Genomic DNA, 25,424 nt, shown 5'->3' with positions numbered 1-25,424 from the left:
CATGAGCACACACGCACAAGGAAATCCACCGTGGATCGCGACGCTGCTCGCACAGCGCTGGCAGCCGGTAGTGGTGCGCTCGGCGCTCGTGTCCATGTATGTGATCGGGGGCGTCGTTAAGCTCGCGAATTTTCATGGCGCCATGCTCGAGCAGCAACACTTCGGCCTGCATCCGGGATGGCTGTGGGCAGCGCTCGCGATAGTCGTCGAGCTTGGCGGTTCGGCCTGCGTGATCCTCAACCGGTTCGTGTGGCTGGGCGCGGGCGGGTTGGGAGTCTTGACGGCCGTAGCGATGCTCGTCGCGAACGACTTCTGGAACCTGACAGGCGATCCGCGTGTTTTCGCGTTGAACGGATTCTTCGAGCATCTCGGACTCATCGCTGCACTCGTCATGACGACATGCCTTGCCGGCAATACATATTCCTCCGGCCGTGCCGGCGTTAAGTAAACTTCAAAGGACGCTCAACACCATGCGTAACCTCCGTTCCCAGGCAGTGACCGCGCTCGCCATCATTCTTCTCGCGGCGTCGTCGGTCACGTTGGCCGCACCGCCGAAAATTCCACATCCCGTTGCAGAACCGCATATCGCGGTGGGGCCACAATATGACACCACGCATGTCTATGTCGCGCCGGAAGACTTCGACAAGTTCACCGATAGTGTCGTTGCGACTTTCGGCGGTCACAAGTCTCAGAAGGGCGTTTTTCAGGTAACGCCCGCGCCGAGCCAGACGATGTCGCAACTTGTCTTCACGCCGGTCGGCACGCTGTCGGTGTTCGGCTTCAAGACCCCTGTCCCGTATCCGTTCGGCAGCGAGCGCACAGGGTATCTCGTGTCCGACATCGACGCCGCCGTCAAATCGGCTACACGACACCACGCTGACGCCGTTGTGACGACGTTCCCCGATCCGATCGGCCGCGACGCGATCATCACCTGGCCGGGCGGCGTCAGCATGCAACTGTACTGGCACACCCAGGCGCCGAACTACGCTGCTTTGCAGACGGTGCCAGAGAACCGGGTGTACGTGTCGCCTGCGCGCGCCAATATGCTGATTCGCAACTTCGTCGCCTTTTCGCATGGCAAGGTCGTGTCCGATGATCGCAACGCGCCTGGCGTCGAGATTGGCCAACCGGGCGGGACGTACCGGCGTGTGCGAATCGAGTCGGGATTCGGCAAGATGACGGTGCTCGTGACAGATGGGCACCTGCCTTATCCCTTTGGCCGCGAGATGACGGGCTATGAAGTGACGAATCTCAGCGACACGCTGCGAAAGGCAAAGGCGGCTGGAGTGACAGTGCTGGTTCCGCCGTTCACTTCCGATCAGCGTGAAGCGGCACTGGTGCAGTTCCCGGGTGGTTACATTGCCGAGATTCATACAACTGCGCAGTGAGTTTGGCGAGAAGCGTCAGCTGCTTGCCGACACAGCGATGTTTGGCGAGCGTGTCCACGCAGTTCGATCCGATGCCATTCCTGGGACGGGACACGAGCGATGAATTCTGAAGACAACCTGCTCGCAGGCATTGCGGGCTATGTGGATACGCTCAGCTTTGTGGCGCTATTCGGGCTGTTCACCGCACACGTAACGGGCAACTTCGTACTGATCGGTGCTGAGGCGGCAGGGTTCGGCCAGGGCGCGTTCATGAAGCTGATGGCATTCCCTGCGTTCGTCTCAGGCGTCGCCGTCAGCAGCGTGATTGTGAAGCGCGTCGAACCCGCGACCTCCAACCGGGCGGGGTGCGTTCTCTACATTTTCCAGGCCTCCCTCATGCTGGCTTTTTGCCTCGCGGGTGTTGGCGTCTCGCCCGTTGTGCATGCGAATGGCACGCCCGTCATTGTTTGCGGGATGATCGGCGCCGCGGCAATGGGCGTACAGAATGCGCACGACCGCCTTGTCCCGCGTCCCGGCGTGCCCAACACCGTGATGACGGGCAACGTTACGCAAGCCGTGCTCGATACGGTCGACATCCTGTCCCAAAAGATGCCATCCGACGCGCGAACGGTCGCGCGAACGCGTCTGGGGAAGATGTTGCCGACAATTCTCGCGTTTGCAACTGGAGCAATCCTTGGCGCACTCGCGTATCAGCACGTAGGGTTCTCGGCATTGCTGCTGCCCTGCATTGCGCTCTTGTGTCTGGCTTTGAGGACTGCACGCGGCGCACAGACGCAACTGGATGCCTCCGCAACGGCGACAGACGCGAGGAAAAAGCCGGCCAGGCCTGGCCGTGCTGCCGACTGTCACAGCGAGCGCGTTTGATCGATCGGGCAGCACGGATCACATTTCAGATATCCCCTGACGGGTATGGCGCGCATCCGATCGCACCCGTCTCACGACACGGAGATGCTATGACGCGTGCGTGGCCTTGGCCGTTCGCAGGTGTGGGCGCGCTTGCGTACGTTGCCATTCTCATTGGCGCCCTGGTGCTGGCGTCGAGCGGCAACGCGCGGGCGAGCACGCAGGAACCGGCAACCGCCGATACCCCGGCCGCCGAATGCACCGCGAAACGGCCTGTAGTGGAGTTCAACCGCTGGCAGGAAGACTGGTCTGTGCTTGCAGAAGACTGCGTGCCCCGACAACCGCTCGACAGCCTCAAATACATTCCGCTAGGTGGCGATCCCCATTCGTATCTGTCGCTCGGCGCGAATCTGCGTGAGCGACTGGAGGTCAACGATGCGCCGCTCTTCGGCATCGGCATGGGGCATCCGGATACGTACGTGATACAGCGTGCGGAGGTCAGTGCTGATGCGCGTATTGGCCCGTATCTCCAGTTCTTTGCGCAACTCGAAGATGCGAGGCCCTTCGGCAAGGACACGGTGACGCCTGTCGACAAAAATCCGCTTGACCTGGAACAGGCCTTCGTCGCTTGGGCAGGTCCATTCGGGCCCGGCACGCTGAAGTTCCGCGTTGGCCGCCAGGAGATGGCGTTCGATCTGCAACGGTTTATTTCCGTTCGCGACGGGCCTAATGTGAGGCAAGCGTACGACGCCGTCTGGGTGGATTACGAGTATCAGAAATGGCGTTTCATCGGCTACCTGACCCAGCCCGTGCAGTACCGCGACGTGACGGCATTCGACGATTTCTCCAACCGGCACCTGACGTTCAGCGGTGTGCGTTTTGAGCGGCAGGGCGTCGGACCCGGCGATCTCTCCGGCTACTACTCAAGATATAACCGCTCGAACGCGCACTTTCTGGATGCGACGGGCGACGAGCATCGCGACGTCTTCGACCTTCGCTACTCAGGCAAGGTCGGCCGCGCCGACTGGGATGTGGAGTCGATGTACCAATCGGGGCACATCGGTACCAAGACCATCAGCGCGTGGGCGGTTGGCTCGCTGGCTGGCTACACGCTGGACCTGCCGTGGACCCCGCGCGTGGGCGTGCAAGTCGATGCGGCGTCGGGCGACCGCCATCCCGGTGATGGGCGGGTCGAAACGTTCAATCCGCTCTTTCCGAACGGGTACTACTTCACGCTTGCGGGCTACACGGGCTATGCGAACCTGATTCACATCAAGCCTTCCATCATGCTCAAGCCGACGAATACTCTCACGTTGCTCGGTGCACTTGGATTCCAGTGGCGAGAGACGACCGCGGACGCCGTTTATCAGCAGGCCAATGCCGTGGTGCCGGGAACAGCCGGACATGGGAGCCATTGGACGGGCATGTATGCCCAGGTGCGTGCCGACTGGACCATTTCAGCGAACCTGATCGGGTCCGTTGAAGCAGTGCACTTCCAGGTAGGCAACTCGATTCGCGAGGCAGGTGGCAAGAACGCAGATTACATTGGCGTAGAACTGAAGTACGGATGGTAGCTACATGACACCAGGCCAAGGAGGAGAAATCATGGCAGATGTATCTGAGATCAGACCGCGGGAATCCGCTGAAGAAGACGCACACGTGGGAGCGTTGGCACAAGAGTGTATCCATGCAGCATGTTTGCCAGTCTGATGACTTCCCCGTTTCGCCCTGCACCTAAAGTGCAATTGCGGCTGCGCTGGGCATACCTTAAATTTGGCCGATGGCAGACGCGGATATGCGTCAAAGCACCGACGTTCGTTTTTCGGTTATTGCAGGGGCGGGTGCCTAGCCGGCGGTTTATGGCATCAGCTGTTCATCCCCAAACCTAGTCATCGTCGTTGCGTTTGCGTATGAAGGCGCACGTTCCGCTCAGGACGGATTCCTGTGATTCCCGAAAAGCAGCCAGGTTAATGAACGCGATGGATTACGTGAATTTCTTTTCGCAACCTGTCCCGGCAGATGCCATCGGATTGGCGCGCCTGTTCAAAACATCTGTCATTTTCGTCTGCGGCTGGGCACTGATTGAGGCACCGCTGGAACTCATCGGAACGATCAATTCCACCTCGCTGCTCGCCTTGGTGACGTCGAAGGTGCTCATGTGCGTCATTGGTGCGGCCGCCATCGCCAACTTGCGGTTTGCTCGTCAAGTGTTTGCCTTCATCTGCGGAGCGAGCGTACTCGCCATAACGCCGGCATTACCTCTTGAGTACACGCGCTGCATTCCCATTGCACTCTTCTCGACGGTTGAATGCATTAGCAAAGCCGCATGCGTTGCATCACTCGCAGTCGCAGCGATGAGGAGAGACGGTGTTGGCGAGCGGCTGAGCGTGCTTAACCGCACAGTCAACGAAGAAAAATGAGCTTATCGGGCGTAATGAGCCGGCATTGCTGTCAATGTTCAGCGTGCTACCCGTCGCAGAGCCAGATGAGACAGATTACAGCAGAAGAGGTGGAGGTATGACTTGTCGAAATGAAAACGACATCGTTCGACGCACACTGATAGCTCTTTTGAGGCCTGAATCGTTCGCGTCGGCGTCCACTGCGGACACAGAGACCCGTAAAGGCAGATTTCGCCGGAGCGGCGGCACGGCACCCCGGACAATCGAACCTGTTGTTGGCGAACCCGTGGTCGCCCGTATTTCAATTGTCGAGCAGCTTACGTCGCAAACGCTCAGTGTCTGCTGGAGCGATCCACAATCCGGACACTATGCCGATCAGGTGTGGCGCAAAGGTGTTGCGCGCAAACCGTCCATCTGCGCGTTGACAGGCATGCGCATTTGTCCTGGCAATCGCGTATTCCAGCCTCGTGCGCGTAAATCGAATGTACCCCCGAATCGTGATCGGATGATACTAGCGGCAGTCGTGCCTGAGATTCACTTCTCGTTTCATGAGGCTGATGGCCTGACGCCACCGACAAGCGCTATTCAACGTCGTGACCGACACGTTGCGGCTCGGACTGATGGAGTACATGGCGTAACCTTTGTCCCGTCGGTTTGACCGTACGCATGAGTGAGATTGCTTTTTCACATGCACGCCCGGGGAGGTATGAAAAGTGAAAAGTTCAAAATGGCTTCGATGTTTCTCTATTGGCCTGTCGTTATATTCGAACATGATCCATGCACATGAGCTGGATGCGAGGCTGGATTGTCAGTCGGGTGCGCACGAGTTCATCAAGCAACTGGTCGACGCTCAGGAGATCGGTTCGAAGCCGATGAGAGTGTCGGACAACTCGGTCAATGCATATCAGCCGAGGACAACAGGTGATCTAACAGCACTGGGATTCAAGGTCTCGGCTGTATTCGGCTTTTCTCCCAACGACGATATGTTCAGTCAGAACGGTAGCGGTGGGGCGACCAACGAGGTGTACGGGGTCGTTGTCATGGCAGGAAAAGACGCGGTAGGCGAACGCATTCACGAGATCGGAAGTCCCGCGACCGTGAAGGAGGTGATGCCACTCGTCATGACCGCCGTCGTTTGTCAAAAATAGCCGCGCCAACCGTTAATGGTTGGGAGATCCAGGCGGCGTCGAGACCATGCGTGACGTGTGACGCAGACGGGTAGCAGGCCTTAGGAAGTCGAACTGGCGGACAGGGGGCAGTCGTAGCATTCGGCGCCGCCAGAGCTGAAGCCGAAGTCGGATCGCATTCAGGCGGTGCTGACGTACGCGAAGAAAAATCTCGCAGAGCCTCTTTCAGTTAAACAATTGGCGGAAGGCGCGCGGTTGAGTCCGCGGCAGTTTAGCCGCGCGTTTCGGACGAAAACCGGACAGACTCGGGCGAAGGCCCGTCGAACGATTGCGTCTCGAGGCAGCGCGCCTGATGCTCAAGGAAAGCCGACACACTATGGATGAGATTGCCGTTGAGACGGGCTTGTCCGATCCTCGGAGAATGCGCGAAGCGTTCCTGCGCATATTCGGGCAACCGCCGCCCGCGTTTCGACGCAACGCGGGCGGCGACATGCTCAACCTTAGGTCCACGCTTGCGTCGCCCGTGCTTGCGGAAGGTTCTTGACCGGGCGAGACCGCCTCGCGCCAGGCGCGCCAACTCGCGCCGCCGTCACAGTCGCGGCTACATTCCGTTCAGCCCGCGGATACCCGCAAATATCACGTCGAGCGTCTGATTGGTGAGTTGCTCCGAAGTGACTTTTGGCGCGCCCAAAGGGTTGATCCTGAAGTCGACCGTCATAGTCGCTACACCGTGCACGCACATCCATGCTATACGCGCCACGCTAAACGCTTTCGCCTCGTCCGCCTTGCCCTGTTCGGCGAGGTAGTCCGCCGCAGCCCGGACGAGCGTGTGGTAACACTGGCGCGCGGAGTCGTCGAGTTCGGCATGCACCTGAGGCGAGCGGAATTGCGGTGAGAACATCAGGTGGAACAGCGTCGGATGAAGCGCCGCGAATGCCACATAGTTCGACAACAGCGATCGCAGTCGCTGCTCGGCAGACATGTTGGGGCGAAGCCGGGAAAAGCGGAACTCTGTGAGATCCCGGAAGCCGCTCGCCGCAATGGCGGCCAGCAAGCCTTCCTTGTTTCCGAAGTGATGCTTGGGTGCGACCTGCGATACACCCACGGTGCTTGCAATACGCCGCATGCTCAACTCGGCAAGACCCACCTCGCTGAGTTGCTGCTTGCCACATCGTACGAGATCCTCACGGAGGTTACCGTGGTGATACGGGCGTGGTTCAGCAACCTCAGCCTCCGTCCTGTTCTTTGGCGTACGGGAACGGTTCGCAGCGGGAGGATTGGCCGTGGCTTCCTCGACCCCTGCTGCTTTGCGTCGGGCGTTGGTTCCGGCTCTGGCCGTGCGTTTGGTTCTTGCGGTCTCTTCCATGCCAGAATCTTAACACCGAATCGATCTGTGGTGAAACGGGCCCCAATCGGGTAGCGCGTGGGTTACGGCGCCAACATTGAAATGATGCCGCGGTGGCCGTATCAAGCATCGTCGCCGGGTGGCCGGCTAGTTTAGCCGTCGAGGCTGCAGGCCGAGTACGGAGCGCGCCTCGTCGGGGGTGGCGACTTCGGCGCCAATGCTTTCGATGATACTGACCGCACGTTTGACCAGCGCTGCGTTACCCGGCGCGAGTTCCCCTTTTCCGAGATAAAGGTTGTCCTCGGGACCGACACGAACGTGCCCTCCAGGAATCACACTTTGAGACACTGTCGAAAATTGGGCTCGCGAAATGCCGAACGCCGACCAACCGCGTTATCGGGCAAATAGCGCCTCATCATCAGCAGAGCCTCTATGTCGGCGTCCGCACCCATTGGCACTCCAAGGCACAGTTGGAAGAGGGGAGACTGAAGGACACCTTGTGTTTCGATCAGATGACGCGCGAGGCGCACGTGCCCAAGAAAAGACCTCGATCTCCGGCCTTACGCCTGCACTTTCGACAAGGGAAGCCATTTTAACCAGATGGTCGGGCACGTTGACGAACACGCGCTTGCCAAAATTCATGGTCGCTACGCCAAGGCTGCAAATTTCCGGACGCAATTCGAGTACATGCTGGACGCGCGCCTCAGGCGTCATCATCGTGCTCTCCGGGCTTCCCCTGTTCGGATCCTCGTCGGTTGGATAGAAGCCTCCGCCCGGCCCGGTCGTCAGATTGATCAAGATCGGACATCCGCTTCCGCGGATCCTTGAAAACAACCTCCCTGTAGAGAGACAGGTCGGTACTTGGCGCGCCGGTCGCGGGGTGACGGACATGAGTGTGCGCAATGCTCGCGCCGGCCTCACATGCAGCGATGGCCTCATTGGCGATTTGCTCCAGCGGGGTTGAGGCGCGCCGTATCGCCGTTTCCAGTAAGTGCCCAAGTAACAATCGTTTTGTCCAGCGTAGTGGTCACTCAGAGGGTAGATCGGGGCATTAATCCGGATATCTCTTGCTATCTCGCCGGCGCAACTCAAGGGCTGGGCGCTCGATCACATATTAACACCGTTATGCTCGCGGTCGAGGGGGATCGACGGACATCCACGCACGGGGCCGGAATGCGTTTTCCACAGCTGCCAGTCATGGCGCTTTGCGCATCGGTAAAAAGATGTCGAATTTCCCGGTAAATGGCGCTGTTTAGTGCGTTTAACGCAGCGACACACGCACCAGCGCATCCTGGAATCGGTGATGTTGGAGCGCTAACCCTTCACGCCTCGGGAATACCCGTATTGTTATCGATATTAACGGCGTTAGGATTAAGTCGTGAGAAGCGATTCCTGGCGGCGTGCACGACAGTCACTATCTCTAGGGCCACATATTGCAGGCCTGTCATCTTGCGTTCGCATCTCTCGAGATGATCTTGTGATCAACCCGCCGGTAACACCCCCGGCCCCCATGCAGGACGAGAAATGAGCACTGTTTTGTATGAAACGGATGGCGCGGTGGGCGTCGTCACGATGTCTAACCCGCCACACAATCTGATCGGGACCTCCTTCATGACAGATCTGCTCGGTACGTACGCGCGTGCCATCAAACAGGGTTGCCGGGCGATCTTGCTGCGTAGTGCGATGCGTCATTTTTGCGCCGGCGCCGATGTTGCAGGTTTTGGGGACGGTGCCGGCGCCAGGCGACATGACGAGGCCTCGTTCGAATCGTTGCTCGATGCGCTCGAGAACATACCTGTTCCCACTGTCGCTGCGGTGCATGGTGGCGCGCTCGGCCGGGGCTTCGAACTCGCGCTGACCTGCGACATCACTGTGGCCGCGGACACGGCATTCTTCGGAATGGCAGAAGCCTCGCTCGGCCTGCTCCCGCCTCCGGGTGGTGTGCAGCGTCTCGTGCAGCGCGTGGGTCCCGCACCGGTCAAGGAAATGGCCATGTTCGGGCGCAGGCACGACCCGGCGTCGCTCGCGCGATGGGGCGTCATCAATTTCGTCGCAGCCGAATCGGAACTGCCTTCGGTATCGATGTCATGGGCACGGCAACTCGCAGCAGCTCCGACCGTTGCACTCAAAGGTATCAAGCAGCTGGCCAATCTGTCAGCTCGAGGCGGCATCGCCGCGGCGGATGCACGGCAGATCTGTGGAACTGTACTTAGCCGATCTCGAAGCTCCCGAGCGATACAAACTGCTCAATGCGATTGTCGTCCCCCGGCCGATTGCCTGAATCACAAGCCGATCGGCGGACGGGCTGGTGAATCTCGCCCCGTTCAGCGCGTTTACGATCGTTTCGTACGAGCCGCCGCTACTCGGCTTGAACATGGGGCGCGGAACCGAAGGCAGCCGCAAGGATTTCAGCGCGCAATGCGATCGAGACCAGCGAGTATGTCGTGAACATCGGAGCGACGACATGATCGATCTGATTCAGAAAAGCTGGCGGTGACGGTCCGTACAAACGAGTGCCGGTACAACGCTGTTTCTTGTCAATCCAGTCGCGAAGTCGCCCTGTAATTGTCAGCACAATTGGTGGAGTAAGATGGACAAGATCCGTATGTTGCGCGTGTTTCTGCGCGTCGGCGAAGCCGGGGGTATTACGGCCGCGGCCAACGTTCTCGATTGCAGCGTCGCGTACGTCTCGCGCGTCGTTTCGGAACTTGAAGATGATTTGCACGCCAGATTGTTTGACCGGTCGACGCGCCGTATCAGGCTCACCGAAGTGGGTGAGCGCTATTTCCACCACTGCGCACAGATTCTCGCCGACCTCGACTGCGCCGATGCCGAAGCCAGCGATGCAGCGAAAGAGCCGACCGGCCTGCTTCGCGTTCACACAATAGCTGGTCTTGGGAAGGCACATCTCGCTGCTTGCATCGTTGACTACCAAAGGCGCTTCCCAAAGGTGGAGGTCGACCTGACATCGTCGCCGACGTTGCCACGGCTCGTCGAAGAACAGTTCGACATATCGGTGATCGCGGCAAAGGCGCTTCCTGACTCCGACTACGTCAGTCAGGTGGTGGCCACAATCCATGGCGTGCTAGTGGCCGCACCGTCATACCTGAAGATGCGTCCTCTGCTCTCGGAGGGCGACCTGGCAGGACATGCTTGCGCGCAGTTGCTAGTGCCAACCACGTCGGATGGTTGGCTAGTGCTGCCCACGGACCGCGCGCCTTTGTTGGATGCTGTGAGCATGCGTCTAAAGTTCACTGATCCGGAAGCAATGCGCGCGGCATTGCGGGCGGGTGCGGGCATTGGCGTGCTGCCAGTCTATTGCGCAATCGACGATCTTCGGGTCGGAATGCTGGTTCGGGTATTGCCGCGGCTGCAGTTGCCACCCTTGAACGTATATGCTGTTTATCCTTCGCGTCGCTACGTGCGCGCAACGATCCGCACCTTCGTGGATTTCATCAAGCAAGAGCTAAGCGCGAGAATTGCCTCACAGGATGCCGAGCTGCTCTTGTCGTGCTGCACGCCAGCACATTCGCATCACGATGATTCCAATGGGACCAAGGCCGGCACCGAAAGCGATGACGGTTTAAAGGCCGCTTGACGGACATTTCAGGCAATGGGTGGTCCCGAGCCACCCGAGAACCACGCCGTGAAGGCACCGAAACGTCGTGACATTCCGGCGCTCGACCTTTTCAAGCAGGGCTACCATGCGATCCTCCCGTTCTGGTAATCGAGCCTTCAGCGCTAACCCTATATGCTAGACGGCGCGTCAGTGTGAGCGCGGTATATTCGTTGCCGGCTCGTCGTCGTCGATCATTTGGGGAACGGACTCCCGCAAAAAGTCGATCCAGCTCCTTATCTTGGCATCCAGATACTCGCGGGAAGGGTAAAGTGCATGAATCTGCATCTCACTCAGGCGGTATGTGGGCAGCACACGGATCAGGGTGCCGTCGCGCAACCAGGGCAATGCAGTCCACAGCGGCAGTGCGCCAATGCCTAAACCATCGCGTAGGGCGAAAGCCATCGCTTCAGCGATATTGACCCGAAAGGGTGATGAATGCAGCTCGAAAACTTCCCTGCCATTTGGCCCGACCAGATCCCAACGTGACGAGGGAAGTGTCAGACTGGTCGTCTGCAAGCACGTATGGTCGGCAAGCGCGGCAACCGAACTTGGGGTTCCACGGTCGGCAAGATATGAGGGCGAGGCGCACAAGATACTATAGGAGTTGCCGACTCGAACAGCTACCGAACTGGAACTCGGTAGTTCGGTCCGACTGAGTTGAACCGAGACATCGTAACCCTCTTCGAGGAGGTCAGGAACATGCTGAGACAGGGTCAGCTCGACAGCAACGTGTGGGTACCGTTTTTGATAGCGCATAACAGCGGGCATCACGTAATGCTGACCGAAACTCGCAGTGGCGTGCACACGCAAGCGCCCGGACGGAAGCACATGCGCATTTGATGCCTCTGCTTCGGCCTCGTCGACGTAGTCCAGAATCTGGTAGCACCGGTGCAGATATCGCTTTCCGGCCTCCGTCAGCACAATCTTGCGGGTCGTGCGATAGAGGAGCCGCGTGCGCAGACGTTGTTCCAGCTCAGTGACAGCACGCGAAACCTGACCTGCTGTCAAATCCAGACGCGCGGCCGCGGCGGTGAAGCCTCCGGCTTCAACCACACGTGCAAACGCTTTCATCTTTTGAAACGTATCCATACTCATCCGTAGAGAAACCCCGAAGTTAGTGGTGTGCCCGTTTCAGCACGAGTTCTTCTGTGCGCACATTTCAGGGCGCTGTCATCCGACCGCGAAGAAAATCCGCGTGTGCATTTGCAGCGTCAGCGATTGTTTGCATGAGGATGGCGCCGCGCAATAGCTCCCGCCTGTCCGTGTCCGACAGTTCGCGGCCTTGTCGTTTCAGTCGCCTTGCGGCCGCATCGCATACGCTTACGAGTCGCCCGACATCGAAGCGTTGGAGCCGCTTCAGGACAACACTTACGGGTCTGCGCGCAGCCGAATGCTTCGCAGCAAAGTCACGCAGAGCCAGCAAGCTATCGCCAATGGTCCATGCCGCAACCAGCCCCCGAAGATCGCTCTCTTTACTCGCTCGTGGTACCGCACTCCCGATCGCAAGCAGGCGACTCAACCTGTCGGCGGTCCGGCTCAGCCATGCGTCTGCGTTCCATTCCCGTGGGCTGCGAGCCATCTCGGCCAGATCCCGGCGGACCGCGCGGTGTAACCGGGCTCGAATGGCCTCTGGATCCCTCGGAAACAGAATCGCGAATATCGCCGTGCCGCATGCGATGCCGAGTAAAGTCGCGATCGCGCTATTGAGGAACGAGGCGTCATTGATCCGTGTGGAGTTGACCGGCGAGATAAAATTCCAGAAAAAAAGCGCGAAACCACTGCCGATGGCTGCCGTGCGAGGATTACGCATGGCGAGGCCCGCACAGACCATAAAGAAACCAGCGATGTATGCGAGCAGGACGAAGCCCGACACTGCCGGTAGCAAGACGAAGTTGCACAGTGCCCCCGCAAGTGCTGCGCATGCCGCGCCCTTCAGGAAGCCGAGCGCACCATCCACGGGGTTCGGGCGAGTGGCGAACAGCGCACTGACCACCCCAACGATCGTCACAAAGCCTGCACCGGACGGCCAGGCGCTGAAAATCCAGAATGCCGACGCGGCCAGTACCGCGACAAACGCCCGAATCCCATTGTGCCAGGCGAGGACGGGATCGCGATGCCAGGCAAAGTCTGGACGCGCTGTCGGTGCATCGGTCCGCTCCATCTGCGCTGTGCGCGTGAGAACTTCATTGAGCGCGGCCAGAAGCAAGCGTAGACGGTTCAAAACGAGCAGCCGGGGAGTGAATGATTCGCCTGACGCGTCTGCTTCTACCAGCAGCGCCGAGTCGACCGCTGACGTCGCAGCCACGACTTCGGCGTCCAGTCTGGCCGGAGCCATGGCAACGCGTTCCAGTAGTTGCGCGGTTTCTTCGATGAGTTCGTCCTTGATGTCAGGACGTTGGGTCAACTGCTCGCTTAGCGTCTGTGCAGCCGCCAGTTGTGAAAGTACAGCAAGTGCTACGGCCCGCAAGTGGCCTATCTTCCGTCGCACAGTCAACGATGTCGCTGCGGCATATTCGGCAGTGGTGTCCAACTCGAGCGCACCCGCGAAAAGCCTGTGAATTGCGAGGCCGTCAGGCTTGCGGCGGAGCACTTTTGCGCAGACATCTGCTGCCTGCTTTACGTATCGGCCAAGGCTTTCACGAACTTCGCGTACCGGTTCGCCCGGTGCGAAGATCGTCGTCAGCGTCGCCTCGACCAGAATGCCAAGGATCACGTATAGAAAGCGGGCTACTGCCAGATTGAAGGCATTTGACGGGGCAGACGCTGCGCTCACGGCAATGATTGCAGCAGTGTAGCCCGCAAGTACCCCGGCATAGGCGCGGAAATTTCTCGATGAAGTCGCCACGCCGGTGCAAAGGCCGATCCACGCGGCAAGCGAAAGTACAAACAATTCCGGCGTCTGCGCAAAAAGTGCGATCAGTGCGAGCGCCGCCACTGCACCCACTGTCGTGCCGAGAATCCGGTACTGACTTTTCGAGAGGCTCATTCCCCGATTACCTTGAGCTACGATCCATACGGTCGTTGCCGCCCATTTCGGATCGTCCAGGTTCATCCGAAAGGCAATGTAGAGTGCGATCAACGACGCCGCTGTGGTGCGTACGGCAAAAGCTATGGAGGCCCAGGGCACACCCGGCAGTGAGCGACGCAGTGCTGTGCCGAGCGCAGTTAAATCGGGCAATTTGCAACGATGGATTTTCATACTAAGCGGAACTCACCGGGGAGCCGGTCAACAACTTCATCAGCGGGGGAGCCTCTTTGCGCGGTGCAACCGACATGCGCTTCGGAAATGCGGTAGCGCATGTTGGACGCTGGAGCGCGTGCCTGTCATGCGGTGCGCTTGCTGGCGTTGGCCGAAGCGTCATCTGGGCGCAGGGCGGGGCTCCTGGGTCGCGTCGGTTCGTCTCAAATCACTCCGGTCTTCTTCAATGCGTCGAGCTCCTCCCTGTCGATCTGGCACAGCGATGCCAGCACATCATCCGTGTGCTGTCCAAGCGTCGGGGGCGCACTTCGATATTCGATCGGAGAGCCTGACATCCGGATCGGATTCGCCACTGTCGGCACGGTGCCCGAGAGCGAATGAGGCAAATCCACCCGCATGCCCCTGAAGTGGACCTGAGGATGTACAAACGTCTGCGCTATGTCATTAATCGGCCCACAGGGCACGCCCGCTGCTGAGAGCGCCGTAACCCACTGCCCGATCGTGCGAGCGACCAGAACTTTCTGAATCAGCGGAACCAATGCTTCGCGGTTGACCACGCGTGCTGCGTTGGTCGCAAACCGCGGATCGCGTGCGAGATGCGCGCAATCGGCGACCTCGCAGAATTTTCGGAACTGTCGATCGTTGCCCACGGCCAGTACGAGCTGCCCGTCGCTCGCGTCGAACACCTGATACGGGACAATGTTCGCGTGCGCGTTTCCTTCACGCTTCGGCGTCTTGCCCGACACGAGGTAGTTGAGGTTCATGTTCGCCATCGCAGCCACCTGAACGTCGAACAGCGCCATGTCGATGTACTGGCCTTTGCCGGTTTTGGTTCGATGCGCCAGCGCAGCGAGCATGGCGACGGTCGAATACATGCCCGTCATGAGATCAGCGAATGCGACGCCGAGCTTTTGCGGTCCGCCACCCGGCAGATCGTCACGCTCGCCGGTGATGCTCATCAGGCCGCCCATGGCCTGAACGATGAAGTCGTAACCCGCTTGCTGAGAAAGCGGACCATCTTGACCGAAGCCCGTTATCGAGCAATAGATCAGGCGCGGGTTGAGCGCATGTAGGTCGTCGAAGGCAAGACCGTAGCGGGCCATGTCTCCGACCTTGTAGTTCTCGATGAACACAGCGCTCTGCTTCGCCAGTTTCCGCACGATCGCTTGTCCTTCTGGCGTCGCGATGTCCAGCGTGACCGACTTCTTGCCACGATTCGTTGACAGAAAATAGGCGGACTCGCCGGTCGCATTGCCTTCACTGTCGTTAAGGTAGGGCGGGCCCCATGCGCGGGTGTCGTCGCCCGTGCGCGGACGTTCGATTTTGATCACTTCGGCGCCGAGATCCGCAAGGATCTGGCTCGCCCAAGGGCCGGCCAGGACGCGGGATAAATCGAGAACGCGAAGATGTGAAAGTGCTCCAGACATGTAAGTCATCCTGAAATTGAAGGGGATTCCGCGGCAGCGGTTTACTCCCTGATTGATGGTCCGCAATGCGAACCGATAGGATAGAATTTCCGCCAGGCAAGCAAGATAATCGACTTGATAACGCATGTAAACCCTGGTTAATAGGCGTTATCTAATCTGACAAACGATTTCAGCATCTGCTGGTGATGAATATATGGTGGTCCGCTATGCGGACCGAATTTCTAAAATGTTTGACAGGGAGTGTTTCGACATGACAGGATTTAGCAAAGGAAAGGGTTCGAAAGAGCAAGGACAGAGTGCAGCTATGCCGAGGATGAAGAGTCCGGCGGGACCGTCGGACGCTCCGTATGAGCAGCGCGACATCGCGCGCTTCGACGACGAGGCCGGCACGGACCGGCAGTTCGTGACCGCACTCGCGCGAGGGCTCGAAGTGCTGCGGTGCTTCGGACCCGCGGACCGCTATCTCGGTTTGTCGGAGCTGGCGCGTCGCACGAGCTTGCCGAAAGCCACGGTAGCGCGATTGGCCGGCACGCTCGCGAAACTCGGCTATCTGCGCTACTCGGAATCGCTCGGCAAATACAGCCTCGGGACGGGTGTTCTCTCGCTCGGCTATTCGATGCTGTCGAATCTGGACATCCGCGATGTCGCGCGCCCATTCATGCAGGAACTTGCCGAATATGCCCGCGCATCGGTGGCTTTGGGGATTCGTGACCGGCTCTCAGTCGTCTATATCGAGTGGGTGCGCAGCAGCGCGCCGATTACCGTCATGCGTGGCGTCGGCGTCCGATTGCCGCTCGCGACGACGTCGATGGGGCGGGCGTACCTTGCGGCGGCGCCCGAGGAGGAGCGCCACGAAGTGCTCGAGCAGGTACGCCTTCAGGACGAGTCGGACTGGCCGCGCATCCAGCGCGGCATCGATCAGGCCGTGAAGGATTATGAGGAGCGCGGCTTTTGCCTCTCGGTGGGCGACTGGGACAAGGATATCGCGAGCGCTGCCGCTCCGTTCACGGCCCCCGATGGCACCCGCATGGCTTTCAACTGCGGGGGGCCCGCATTTGTGATGAGCCGCGACACGCTGGAAAACGACATTGGTCCACGCCTTGTGGACCTTGTGCGACGTTTAGGCGCCGCCATAGGGCGGCGATGACCGACAACGGTGCGCTCGCGTGAAGCGCCCCTTGTGGAATCAAGGAAAACAGATGATTCGTGATCAGGAAACGCTCAACCTCCTACTCGACACCGTTTCGCGCTTCGTGCGCGAGCGGCTCGTCCCTGCTGAAAACGAAGTGGCGGAAACCGACGAGATTCCCGCCGACATCGTTGACGAAATGCGCGAGATGGGCCTCTTCGGCCTGTCGATCCCCGAGGCGTACGGCGGTCTTGGGCTGACAATGGAGGAGGAAGTGCGCGTCGCGTTCGAAATCGGCAAGACTTCGCCATGCTTCCGCTCGCTGTTCGGCACGAACGTAGGTATCGGATCGCAAGGCCTGATCATCGACGGATCCGAAGAACAGAAACAACGCTATCTACCGAAGCTCGCATCTGGCGAACTGATCGCTTCGTTCGCATTGACGGAAGCGGGTTCGGGTTCGGACGCAGGCTCGCTGCGCACGCGTGCGCGGGTCGATGGCGACCACTACATCATCGACGGCGCCAAGCGCTTCATCACGAACGCGCCCGAGGCGGGCATCTATACCGTGATGGCCCGCACCAATCCCGACATCAAGGGCGCGGGCGGCATTTCCGCATTTATCGTCGAACGGGGCACGCCTGGCGTGTCGCTCGGAAAGATCGACAAGAAGATGGGACAGAAGGGCGCCCATACGTGCGACGTCATTTTCGAGAACTGCCGGGTGCCGGCGAGGAATCTGATCGGCGGTGTCGAGGGCGTCGGCTTCAAAACGGCGATGAAGGTGCTCGATAAGGGGCGGCTGCACATCTCGGCGATTTGCGTCGGCGCCGCCGAACGCATGCTTGACGATGCGCTTCGCTACGCGATGGAGCGGCAACAGTTCGGTCAGCCGATCGGCGAATTCCAGCTCATCCAGGCCATGCTCGCCGATAGCAAGGCAGAAATCTACGCGGCCCGTTCGATGGTGCTCGACGCAGCCCGACGCCGCGACAACAAGGAGGACGTATCCACGGAAGCGTCGTGCTGCAAGCTGTTCGCTTCGGAGATGTGCGGCCGCGTCGCCGATCGCGCCGTGCAGATTCACGGCGGCGCGGGATACGTCTCGGAGTACGCGATCGAACGCTTCTACCGCGACGTGCGCCTGTTCCGCATCTACGAAGGCACGACGCAGATCCAGCAGCTCGTGATCGCTCGCAACATGCTTCGCCACGCGAGCGTTTGAGCGCGGGTGCAGTCACGCAGTCGTGAAGGAGGCGGTGAGTGGTCACCGCACAATCGTTTGCCGTCAAGGCGCCGTAGAGCGCTTGTTGGCTTGTTAGCCGCATGGAGGAGTCTGGATGGAAGTCAATTCGTTCAGCCAGCAAGGTCTGGTTGCGCGCGATCGTGTGTGGATCGCTGTGTTCGTGTTTGCTTTTCTCGGTCTGATGGTCGACGGTGCAGACCTGATGTTCCTTTCCTATAGCCTGTCGAGCCTCAAGCACGACTTCGGGCTTTCGAACGTCGAAGCGGGCGCGCTCGGCACCGTCACGCTTGCAGGCATGGCGATCGGGGGCATCTACGGGGGCTGGGCCTGCGACCGTTTCGGTCGCGTGCGTACGGTGGTGTGGACGATCGGGGTCTTTTCGATCGGCACGGCAGCGCTTGGCCTGACGCAAAACTTCACGCAGTTCGCGGCGTTCCGCTTCATTGCATCGCTTGGGCTTGGCGCACAGTACGTCGCGTGCAATACGCTGATGTCGGAATACTCGCCCACCCGCATCCGTACGACGATCCTCGGCACGCTGCAGGCGGGATGGTCGGTCGGCTATGTCGTCGCGACGGTGCTGGCCGGACTGATTCTGCCGACGTTCGGGTGGCGCTATCTTTTTTTCCTCTCCATCGTGCCCGTCGTGCTTGCGCTGGTCATGCAGCGTCTGGTTCCCGAGCCGGAGAGCTACATCGCGTCGCGACAAGGACGCGCTTCCGGCAACGTCGTGCGGAAAGAGCAGGGCATCGGTGCGACCAGACAGATTTTTGGCGATCCGGCATGCCGCCGCATGTTCCTGTTGTGGTCGCTGACCGCGGGTCTGCTGCAGTTCGGCTACTACGGCGTCAGCAACTGGATGCCGACCTATCTCGAGAAGGAACTGCACCTGAAGTTTTCGTCGATGACGAGCTACATGGTGGGCACTTATGTCGCGATGATCCTGGGAAAAATCATCGCAGGCTGGCTCGCCGACAAGTTTGGGCGACGCGCGATATTCGCATTTGGTGCCTTCGGTGCGGCGGTGTTTTTGCCTGTCATTGTGTTGTGGCATACGCCAGAAAACATCGCCTGGCTGATGACCGTGTTCGGTTTCCTGTACGGGATGCCGTACGGCGTGAACGCGACTTACATGACCGAAAGCTTCGAGGCTCGCATTCGCGGCTCGGCAGTGGGCGGCGCGTACAACGTCGGGCGTGCGGGTGCCGCCATCGCGCCTGCTGCCATCGGTTTTCTCGCGACGGGCGGCACGATCGGACTCGGCTTTCTGGTCATGGGCGGCGCGTACTTTCTCGCCGGTGTCGTGCCCGCATTGTTCATCAGGGAGAAGCTCTACGACCCGCAGAATGCGTGACCGTGTTGGCTGATTACGGCCGTGCTTCGCAGTGCGTTGCTGCGGCCTAGTTTGAAATCGAGGATGTTATGAAGATTCTGGTAGCTGTCAAACGGGTGATTGATTACAACGTGAAGGTCCGCGTGAAGTCGGACAACACGGGGGTTGATATCGCCAACGTGAAGATGTCGATGAATCCGTTCGACGAAATCGCTGTTGAACAAGCGGTGCGTTTGAAGGAAGCGGGCATTGTCAGTGAAGTGATCGCCGTTTCGTGTGGCGTGACGCATTGTCAGGAAACACTACGCACCGCACTGGCGATCGGTGCGGACCGCGCGGTGTTGATCGAGTCGAATGAGGATCTACAGCCGCTTGCCGTGGCGAAGTTGCTCAAGGCGATGGTCGACAAAGAACAGCCTTCTCTCGTCATTCTTGGCAAGCAGGCCATTGATGATGATTCGAATCAGACTGGCCAGATGCTCGCAGCGCTGGCTGGCTTACCTCAAGCAACGTTTGCGTCGAAGGTCGTAATCGCTGACGGCAAGGCAACGGTGTTGCGCGAAGTCGACGGCGGCGCTGAAACGCTGTCGCTGAAATTGCCCGCGGTCGTGACGACCGATCTGCGCCTGAACGAACCGCGCTACGTGACCTTGCCGAACATCATGAAGGCAAAGAAGAAACCACTCGAAACCGTGAAGCCGGAAGACCTGGGCGTCGACGTGACACCGCGGCTGAAGACGCTGAAGGTAAGTGAGCCGCCAAAGCGTTCGGCTGGCGTGAAGGTGGCCGACGTGAAGGCGCTGGTCGAGAAGCTCAAGAACGAGGCCAAGGTGCTTTGATTTTCACGGGCACACGGAGACGAATGACATGACGATTCTGGTAATTGCTGAACACGACAACGCGGCGCTGCAAGCAGCAACGCTGAACGCGGTTGCCGCCGCACAGAAGATCGGTGGCGACATTCATGTGCTGATCGCGGGCCACAACGCACAGGGCGCCGCTGATGCAGCGGCGAAGGTGGCAGGCGTCGCGAAGGTGCTGTTGGCCGACGCGTCGCAACTGGCCGAAGGTCTCGCGGAAAATGTCGAAGCGACGGTGCTGACGCTTGTTCAAGTCCCGGCGAGGAACTATTCGCACATCCTCGCGCCCGCTACCGGGTACGGCAAGAACATCACGCCGCGCATTGCCGCGAAGCTCGACGTCGCGCAGATTAGCGAGATCACTGCGGTGATCAGCGCCGATACATTCGAACGCCCGATCTATGCGGGCAATGCAATCGCCACCGTTCAATCTCACGACGCGATCAAGGTCATCACGGTTCGCGCAACGGGCTTCGATCCGGTGGCGGCGGAAGGCGGCAGCGCATCGGTCGAAAAGGTCGAAGCTGCGGCTGCCGCAAGTCTCTCGCAGTTCGTCAGCCGCGAAGTGACGAAGCTGGACCGCCCGGAACTGACTAGCGCGAACATCATCGTGTCGGGTGGCCGTGGTTTGGGCAGCGGCGAGAATTATACGAAGGTGCTGGAGCCACTGGCCGACAAGCTCGGCGCAGCGATGGGCGCTTCGCGCGCAGCCGTCGATGCGGGCTACGTGCCCAACGACTATCAGGTCGGTCAAACCGGCAAGATCGTCGCGCCGCAACTGTACATCGCCGTCGGCATCTCCGGCGCGATCCAGCATCTCGCCGGTATGAAGGACTCGAAGGTCATCGTCGCGATCAACAAAGACGAAGATGCGCCGATCTTCAGCGTGGCGGACTACGGTCTGGTTGACGATCTGTTCTCGGCCGTGCCAGATCTCGCGGCGACTATCTAACTAACGAAGGAGCGAAGTTGCTCCTGTAACCTCGAATTGGAGAAGAAAGCATGACGGATGCTCTTTTGTGCGACGCTATTCGCACGCCGATTGGCCGCTATGCGGGTTCGCTGTCGTCGGTGCGCGCCGACGATCTCGGCGCCGTGCCGCTCAAGGCGCTGATGGAGCGCAACAGGGAGGTCGACTGGAGCGCAATCGACGACGTGATCTACGGGTGCGCGAATCAGGCCGGTGAAGACAACCGCAACGTCGCGCGCATGTCGCTGCTGCTGGCAGGCTTGCCGAAGGACGTGCCCGGTTCGACCGTGAACCGTCTGTGCGGCTCGGGCATGGATGCCGTCGGCATTGCGGCGCGCGCGATCAAGTCGGGCGAAGCCGGGCTGATGATCGCGGGCGGCGTGGAAAGCATGAGCCGCGCGCCGTTCGTGATGGGCAAGGCGACGAGCGCGTTCTCGCGTCAGGCCGACATCTACGACACGACGATCGGCTGGCGCTTCGTCAATCCGTTGATGAAGCAACTTTACGGCGTCGACTCGATGCCCGAGACGGGCGAAAACGTCGCAACCGACTACAACGTCAGCCGCGCCGACCAGGATGCGTTCGCGCTGCGCAGCCAGCAGAAGGCGTTGCGCGCGCAGCAGGACGGCACGCTCGCGCAGGAAATCGTGTCGGTGACGATTCAGCAGAAAAAGGGGGACGCGATTGTCGTGTCGAAGGACGAGCATCCGCGCGAAACGAGCATCGAGGCGCTCGCGAAGCTCAAGGGCGTGGTGCGTCCCGACGGCACGGTGACGGCGGGCAATGCTTCGGGCGTCAACGACGGCGGAGCGGCCTTGCTGCTCGCGAACGAAGAGACCGCGAAGCGCTATGGCCTGACGCCGCGCGCACGCGTGCTCGGCATCGCGACGGCGGGTGTCGATCCGCGCGTAATGGGCATCGGCCCGGCGCCTGCGACGCAAAAACTGCTAGCGCGTTTGAACATGAACATCAATCAGTTCGACGTGATCGAACTGAACGAAGCGTTCGCGTCGCAAGGTCTCGCGGTGCTGCGCGCGCTGGGTGTTGCCGATGACGACGCGCGCGTCAATCCGAACGGCGGCGCGATCGCGTTGGGTCATCCGCTTGGCATGAGCGGCGCACGACTGGTCACGACCGCGATGTATCAGCTGCAACGCACGCAAGGTCGCTTCGCGCTGTGCACGATGTGCATCGGTGTCGGGCAGGGGATTGCTATAGCGATTGAGCGCCTGTAAGCGTGACCAGATACACCGGCGAGGTAGTGGAATGACAAACTTTGAGTTGCGGCGAATTATGGCGGCGGCAACCGCAAATCAGGAAGACGCTGACCTATGGCGGATGTTTTCCATTCTCTGCGAAGAGCATCGCATCCGCTGGTGTAAGTCTGCACGAGGTTGGCTTGTATCAATCAACAATCGGCATCTGGCCACCGAATCCAGCTTCGATCAGGCGATCCGGCGTGCTATTGAGCGGTTTCAAGGGAAATCGGATTCTCGGAGCGCTTTTATCGCTCGCTGACTCATACCCACCTTGTTATGCACAAGTCCCCGCGGCTTGTAGCGGGAGGGGCAACGGCTGGTCAGATTCAATATACACTGGATCAGATTTCGCTTTGCGTGAGCACTGATCAGATGACAAACAAGTCTGACGATCAGTGTCAGGATGGCATCGAGCGCGCTTTCCAGGAAGCCCTGCTTGCTCTTGCACTGCCGGCTGAAGAACACGTAAGAGTAACAGAGCCACGCACGTATGCATCGTTCCGCGTGGCCTCCAGATCGTACTCTCCCGCTTATTGACCATCGTTCGGTATGGTATCGACGTTGGTCCGAAGTTCCTGCGACTTCTGAAGGACAGCCGAGAGCACCTATTTCTGAAACACATCGCACCAAAAGTGGGGGCTCCCACATCATTTTCGCTTTCAGCGCGGTATTCACGCATCGTCGCGGCAAGACGCGTCTCTGCGCGCAACGCGTTCAGCTCAAGCCATAGCCCAAACTGAAACGATCGCGGGCCGCAATGGCGCAGGGCGACCTACCTGCTGCCCCTCTCCAACGAAAACCGACACTGGATCAGCGTGTGGGTCGCCAATAGCGAGCCGACACCGAACTTGCTTTCGAGCTTGCCGCCGGCCAGCACCGCCAACCGGGGATATCGGGGCGAGAACACGGGATGACTGTAGGCGGAAGTTGATCTAGAGCGGCCGTGTCTTCGATTGATCCAGTTATCGAAAGTGGCCGGCACTGGAAGTCTGCCGTCTGACTTTCGGAGGCGCACGAGTGCATGGGGCAGCTATCTTCACTCGTAAGAGGGAGCGTGTAGGCATGCAGCGGTAGATTGCCGGTTCTACGCTGGTGTGCCCATATCACGATTATCGACGCGCTTGTTGAACTGATGGATGCTGACGTTCTGCCACAGCCCAATCTTTGCGAACGGGTCGTTTGCATTAAATTTAATAACGTCTGCTTTCTTATCAGCCTCGACGAGGAAAAAAGAGCCAATCATCGTTTCGCCGTCGTCTGCCAGCAGGGGACCTGACACGAGCGTTTTGATGCTCGCGCTAGAAAGGTACGCTTTGTGATCGGCGTAGCCGTCCAAGCGGCTCTGCACGTGGTCAGGCTTGTCGAGTGCATGGATGATGAAGAACATGATGGGCCTATCGGGGTAAGTCGAATCGTGAATGCTGTTGCCGTTCAATCTAGGGGCAATGGGGAAACCCACACGTGAGCGATTTGTCTACGCGACACGTGTGGGATAAATATCATTTTGCGCCAGAGTGACGTCTTGGACAGCCGATTAAGTTATCCCTCGTGTGTCGTTAGGTGCTGTTCAAGCATTCACGTGCGCTTCGCGCATACGCCCTAACGCGTCGCGGATGCTGCGCTCCTGCGGCGATAGCCTGGCATCCGGATTCTCTCGCAGATAGACTTCGCGAAGCTCACGTCGTGGTGTGCCGCTCGTCTTATCTACCAGATTGCAGAGGATGGTCGGTTTGAGGTGACTTCCGTCAGGTAGTGCAGTCGTCCAATAAGCTGAGCCGGGATAGTGCTCCCAATTTTCACCGGATATGTCGAGTGTCTCCCTCCTTTTGTTGGGAACATCAGCGACGGCGCGTAAGTCGCTGAAATGCTGAAATCGGTAGCGCGCAAAGATGCAACATGTCCCAAATACATACAGAACGGGGATGAAGCGTCGGAATTTGAATAGCTTCAACCACAGCTTGTCGTAATCACACCAGAACGCACGATTTATCGAGAGCGCGAGACGACAGTCTTCGCCACTCTCCCAGTAGAAGCAGTAGAGATGTGGTTGGGACTCTATTTCGCCTAATGCGGAGAGCCAATCCTCCGGAAGGCGGACAACGAGGACCTGCCTCTCGTCGGTGAGGCCACGGAACCTGCTCGGTAGCGTCTTTGCGTCCACAAGGTAGCCGGTGTCGTAGCCGTTCGTCGAGCTTCTTACTGATTCGAGAAACGTATTCGATTCAGCAGATACAATTAGGCTGTCTGCGCTTTCTTTGGTGCGCGAGTCACGTCGTTGAAGCATTTGCCACACGCGCCGAGACCACGCGTCAGCCCGAGGCTCATCAATGTGCAGCTCGCCGGCTCTGACTACCGCGCCAATTAGCTGGAGCGCAAAAACTTCATCTATTTCTCTAAGGAGTAGGTCGCGAATATGGTGTCCAAGACCGGCCCAGAGTCTCTCCACCCAGCACATCTGTTTGACATAGTGCCAAACTGACTTGAAGTATTCGCTCGTCAGCCCGTTTGCCAGCAGCTCGGCGGCAACCTCGGGTACGTCAGTCTCCAGCCAGTCACCCAGAACCGACGTGTAAATCTTGTCCCAGAAGTCGGGGACGCCGCCGTTGTCGCAAGCGAGCAATTCGCGACGCGTATGGGCGACAGCTGTGGCCAGCGCAGGCTGCAAAACCGGGTCCAATTCATCTGCGGCTCGCGCGTCACTCGAACACTCCACGTGGTTTCGGTGAGTGTTTTCGGGCGCGGTACGGTTCGCCCCGGAATGCGGAGGCCCAGAGGTCTCCGCGTCTTTCGAGTCCGCCAAGACAAAATGCAAGGCGCGCCCGATGGCAGCACGTGCTTCTGGGTCACCGCACCCCCAGGCGCGGCTTTTAAGTGCGCGCCGCATGTCTTCGGGGGTGAGGTAGCCGTCGTCGTCGTAATCAACGCCCGCCTCTGCGCAGCCTTTCAGATAGTTGCTGAACCGATTAGACTCGGCGATTGGTCGCAACGCTGCGTAATCGCGAAGGAGCCCGGCAAGACTCTCCACCCGCCCGGATTCGAGCAGCGGCTCAATGACTGAAGGCACAGACTTCGTAAGAGCCCAAACTATAAGCTCCACGACAATAATAGGCTTGCCGGCGCGGGCGGATTCGTCCATACGCGCAATCAGCCGGATTGCTTCTGCGAGAGCCAAGTCGACTTCACTGAGTTGAGGTGCGGCGGCCTTGTATCGTTTCATATCGAGATGCCTAGATGGTTGGGTCACTGCTTACCCTATCTAGGCAGCCGGGTTTATATTCGC

The 25,424-nt window shown here is 59.4% G+C and carries 24 protein-coding genes and 1 pseudogene; 16 read left to right on the top strand and 9 right to left on the bottom strand.

Going from position 1 to position 25,424, the window contains the following annotated elements:
• Position 1: 1 nt before the first annotated feature.
• The 8 genes and pseudogenes from AB4Y35_RS18235 to AB4Y35_RS18200 form a co-directional block, all read left to right on the top strand.
• Positions 2–448 carry a DoxX family protein gene (locus tag AB4Y35_RS18235; RefSeq protein ID WP_368701984.1) on the top strand — a complete coding sequence of 149 codons (447 nt, stop codon included), beginning with the start codon at positions 2–4 and terminating at the stop codon, positions 446–448.
• Positions 449–470: 22 nt separating this feature from the next.
• Positions 471–1,388, top strand: coding sequence for a glyoxalase (locus tag AB4Y35_RS18230; protein ID WP_368705314.1), 918 nt, complete (start codon positions 471–473; stop codon positions 1,386–1,388).
• 99 nt (positions 1,389–1,487) lie between these two features.
• The gene (locus tag AB4Y35_RS18225) at positions 1,488–2,252 is read left to right on the top strand and encodes a YoaK family protein (RefSeq protein ID WP_368701982.1); all 765 of its coding nucleotides are present in this window, start codon (positions 1,488–1,490) and stop codon (positions 2,250–2,252) included.
• 89 nt (positions 2,253–2,341) lie between these two features.
• Complete coding sequence (locus tag AB4Y35_RS18220; RefSeq protein WP_368701981.1) at positions 2,342–3,805, top strand: alginate export family protein; 1,464 nt, start codon at positions 2,342–2,344, stop codon at positions 3,803–3,805.
• Positions 3,806–4,201: 396 nt separating this feature from the next.
• Entirely contained in the window at positions 4,202–4,651 is a 450-nt protein-coding gene (locus AB4Y35_RS18215) for a hypothetical protein (RefSeq protein WP_368705313.1), read from the top strand.
• 34 nt (positions 4,652–4,685) lie between these two features.
• The gene (locus tag AB4Y35_RS18210) at positions 4,686–5,288 is read left to right on the top strand and encodes a DUF3331 domain-containing protein (RefSeq protein ID WP_368705434.1); all 603 of its coding nucleotides are present in this window, start codon (positions 4,686–4,688) and stop codon (positions 5,286–5,288) included.
• Positions 5,289–5,343: 55 nt separating this feature from the next.
• Entirely contained in the window at positions 5,344–5,778 is a 435-nt protein-coding gene (locus AB4Y35_RS18205) for a hypothetical protein (protein ID WP_368701978.1), read from the top strand.
• A gap of 105 nt (positions 5,779–5,883) precedes the next feature.
• Positions 5,884–6,301 (top strand): annotated as a pseudogene (locus tag AB4Y35_RS18200) (helix-turn-helix domain-containing protein); the annotation flags it as partial.
• Between the two features lie 57 nt (positions 6,302–6,358).
• Here AB4Y35_RS18200 and AB4Y35_RS18195 read toward each other — a convergent pair.
• From AB4Y35_RS18195 to AB4Y35_RS18180, 4 genes are all read right to left on the bottom strand, one after another.
• On the bottom strand, positions 6,359–7,123 hold the full coding sequence (locus AB4Y35_RS18195; RefSeq protein ID WP_368705312.1) for a TetR/AcrR family transcriptional regulator: 765 nt from the start codon (positions 7,121–7,123) through the stop codon (positions 6,359–6,361).
• A 126-nt stretch (positions 7,124–7,249) separates the two neighbouring features.
• On the bottom strand, positions 7,250–7,438 hold the full coding sequence (locus tag AB4Y35_RS18190; RefSeq protein WP_368705433.1) for a 3-keto-5-aminohexanoate cleavage protein: 189 nt from the start codon (positions 7,436–7,438) through the stop codon (positions 7,250–7,252).
• A gap of 57 nt (positions 7,439–7,495) precedes the next feature.
• A complete protein-coding gene (locus tag AB4Y35_RS18185; protein ID WP_368705311.1) occupies positions 7,496–7,900 on the bottom strand; it encodes a 3-keto-5-aminohexanoate cleavage protein in 405 nt (134 codons plus the stop codon).
• Positions 7,806–8,108, bottom strand: coding sequence for a 3-keto-5-aminohexanoate cleavage protein (locus AB4Y35_RS18180; RefSeq protein ID WP_368705310.1), 303 nt, complete (start codon positions 8,106–8,108; stop codon positions 7,806–7,808). The genes AB4Y35_RS18185 and AB4Y35_RS18180 overlap by 95 nt, the downstream gene beginning before the upstream one ends.
• 518 nt (positions 8,109–8,626) lie before the next feature.
• Between AB4Y35_RS18180 and AB4Y35_RS18175 the strand changes: the two genes are divergently transcribed.
• The gene (locus tag AB4Y35_RS18175) at positions 8,627–9,550 is read left to right on the top strand and encodes an enoyl-CoA hydratase/isomerase family protein (RefSeq protein WP_368705309.1); all 924 of its coding nucleotides are present in this window, start codon (positions 8,627–8,629) and stop codon (positions 9,548–9,550) included.
• A 142-nt stretch (positions 9,551–9,692) separates the two neighbouring features.
• On the top strand, positions 9,693–10,700 hold the full coding sequence (locus AB4Y35_RS18170; protein WP_368705308.1) for a LysR family transcriptional regulator: 1,008 nt from the start codon (positions 9,693–9,695) through the stop codon (positions 10,698–10,700).
• Between the two features lie 168 nt (positions 10,701–10,868).
• On the opposite strand, the gene AB4Y35_RS18165 is transcribed toward AB4Y35_RS18170, so the two are convergent.
• From AB4Y35_RS18165 to AB4Y35_RS18155, 3 genes are all read right to left on the bottom strand, one after another.
• On the bottom strand, positions 10,869–11,810 hold the full coding sequence (locus AB4Y35_RS18165) for a LysR family transcriptional regulator (RefSeq protein WP_368705307.1): 942 nt from the start codon (positions 11,808–11,810) through the stop codon (positions 10,869–10,871).
• Between the two features lie 70 nt (positions 11,811–11,880).
• A complete protein-coding gene (locus AB4Y35_RS18160; RefSeq protein ID WP_368705306.1) occupies positions 11,881–13,920 on the bottom strand; it encodes an FUSC family protein in 2,040 nt (679 codons plus the stop codon).
• Between the two features lie 203 nt (positions 13,921–14,123).
• Positions 14,124–15,347 (bottom strand): CaiB/BaiF CoA transferase family protein, encoded by a 1,224-nt coding sequence (locus AB4Y35_RS18155; protein WP_368705432.1) that lies wholly within the window; start codon positions 15,345–15,347, stop codon positions 14,124–14,126.
• A gap of 313 nt (positions 15,348–15,660) precedes the next feature.
• Here AB4Y35_RS18155 and AB4Y35_RS18150 point away from each other — a divergent pair, with 313 nt between their 5' ends.
• The 6 genes from AB4Y35_RS18150 to pcaF all read left to right on the top strand — a co-directional run bounded on the left by AB4Y35_RS18150 (position 15,661) and on the right by pcaF (position 22,120).
• The gene (locus tag AB4Y35_RS18150; RefSeq protein ID WP_368705431.1) at positions 15,661–16,494 is read left to right on the top strand and encodes an IclR family transcriptional regulator; all 834 of its coding nucleotides are present in this window, start codon (positions 15,661–15,663) and stop codon (positions 16,492–16,494) included.
• Between the two features lie 52 nt (positions 16,495–16,546).
• Positions 16,547–17,701 carry an acyl-CoA dehydrogenase family protein gene (locus tag AB4Y35_RS18145; protein ID WP_368705305.1) on the top strand — a complete coding sequence of 385 codons (1,155 nt, stop codon included), beginning with the start codon at positions 16,547–16,549 and terminating at the stop codon, positions 17,699–17,701.
• A 115-nt stretch (positions 17,702–17,816) separates the two neighbouring features.
• Positions 17,817–19,076: an MFS transporter gene (locus AB4Y35_RS18140; protein ID WP_368705304.1), complete on the top strand. Its 1,260-nt coding sequence runs from the start codon at positions 17,817–17,819 to the stop codon at positions 19,074–19,076.
• Positions 19,077–19,144: 68 nt separating this feature from the next.
• A complete protein-coding gene (locus AB4Y35_RS18135) occupies positions 19,145–19,894 on the top strand; it encodes an electron transfer flavoprotein subunit beta/FixA family protein (RefSeq protein WP_368705303.1) in 750 nt (249 codons plus the stop codon).
• A 28-nt stretch (positions 19,895–19,922) separates the two neighbouring features.
• Positions 19,923–20,867, top strand: coding sequence for an electron transfer flavoprotein subunit alpha/FixB family protein (locus tag AB4Y35_RS18130; protein WP_368705302.1), 945 nt, complete (start codon positions 19,923–19,925; stop codon positions 20,865–20,867).
• 50 nt (positions 20,868–20,917) lie between these two features.
• Positions 20,918–22,120, top strand: a complete 1,203-nt coding sequence (pcaF, locus tag AB4Y35_RS18125; protein ID WP_368705301.1) for a 3-oxoadipyl-CoA thiolase — start codon at positions 20,918–20,920, stop codon at positions 22,118–22,120.
• 1,108 nt (positions 22,121–23,228) lie between these two features.
• On the opposite strand, the gene AB4Y35_RS18120 is transcribed toward pcaF, so the two are convergent.
• Positions 23,229–23,531: a YciI family protein gene (locus tag AB4Y35_RS18120; RefSeq protein ID WP_368705300.1), complete on the bottom strand. Its 303-nt coding sequence runs from the start codon at positions 23,529–23,531 to the stop codon at positions 23,229–23,231.
• A gap of 180 nt (positions 23,532–23,711) precedes the next feature.
• The gene (locus tag AB4Y35_RS18115) at positions 23,712–25,361 is read right to left on the bottom strand and encodes a hypothetical protein (RefSeq protein ID WP_368705299.1); all 1,650 of its coding nucleotides are present in this window, start codon (positions 25,359–25,361) and stop codon (positions 23,712–23,714) included.
• Positions 25,362–25,424 lie beyond the last annotated feature (63 nt).

The organism is Paraburkholderia sp. EG286A (genome assembly GCF_040965375.1).
Taxonomy (GTDB): Bacteria; Pseudomonadota; Gammaproteobacteria; order Burkholderiales; family Burkholderiaceae; genus Paraburkholderia.
This window is presented reverse-complemented; position numbering and strand designations above follow the sequence as displayed.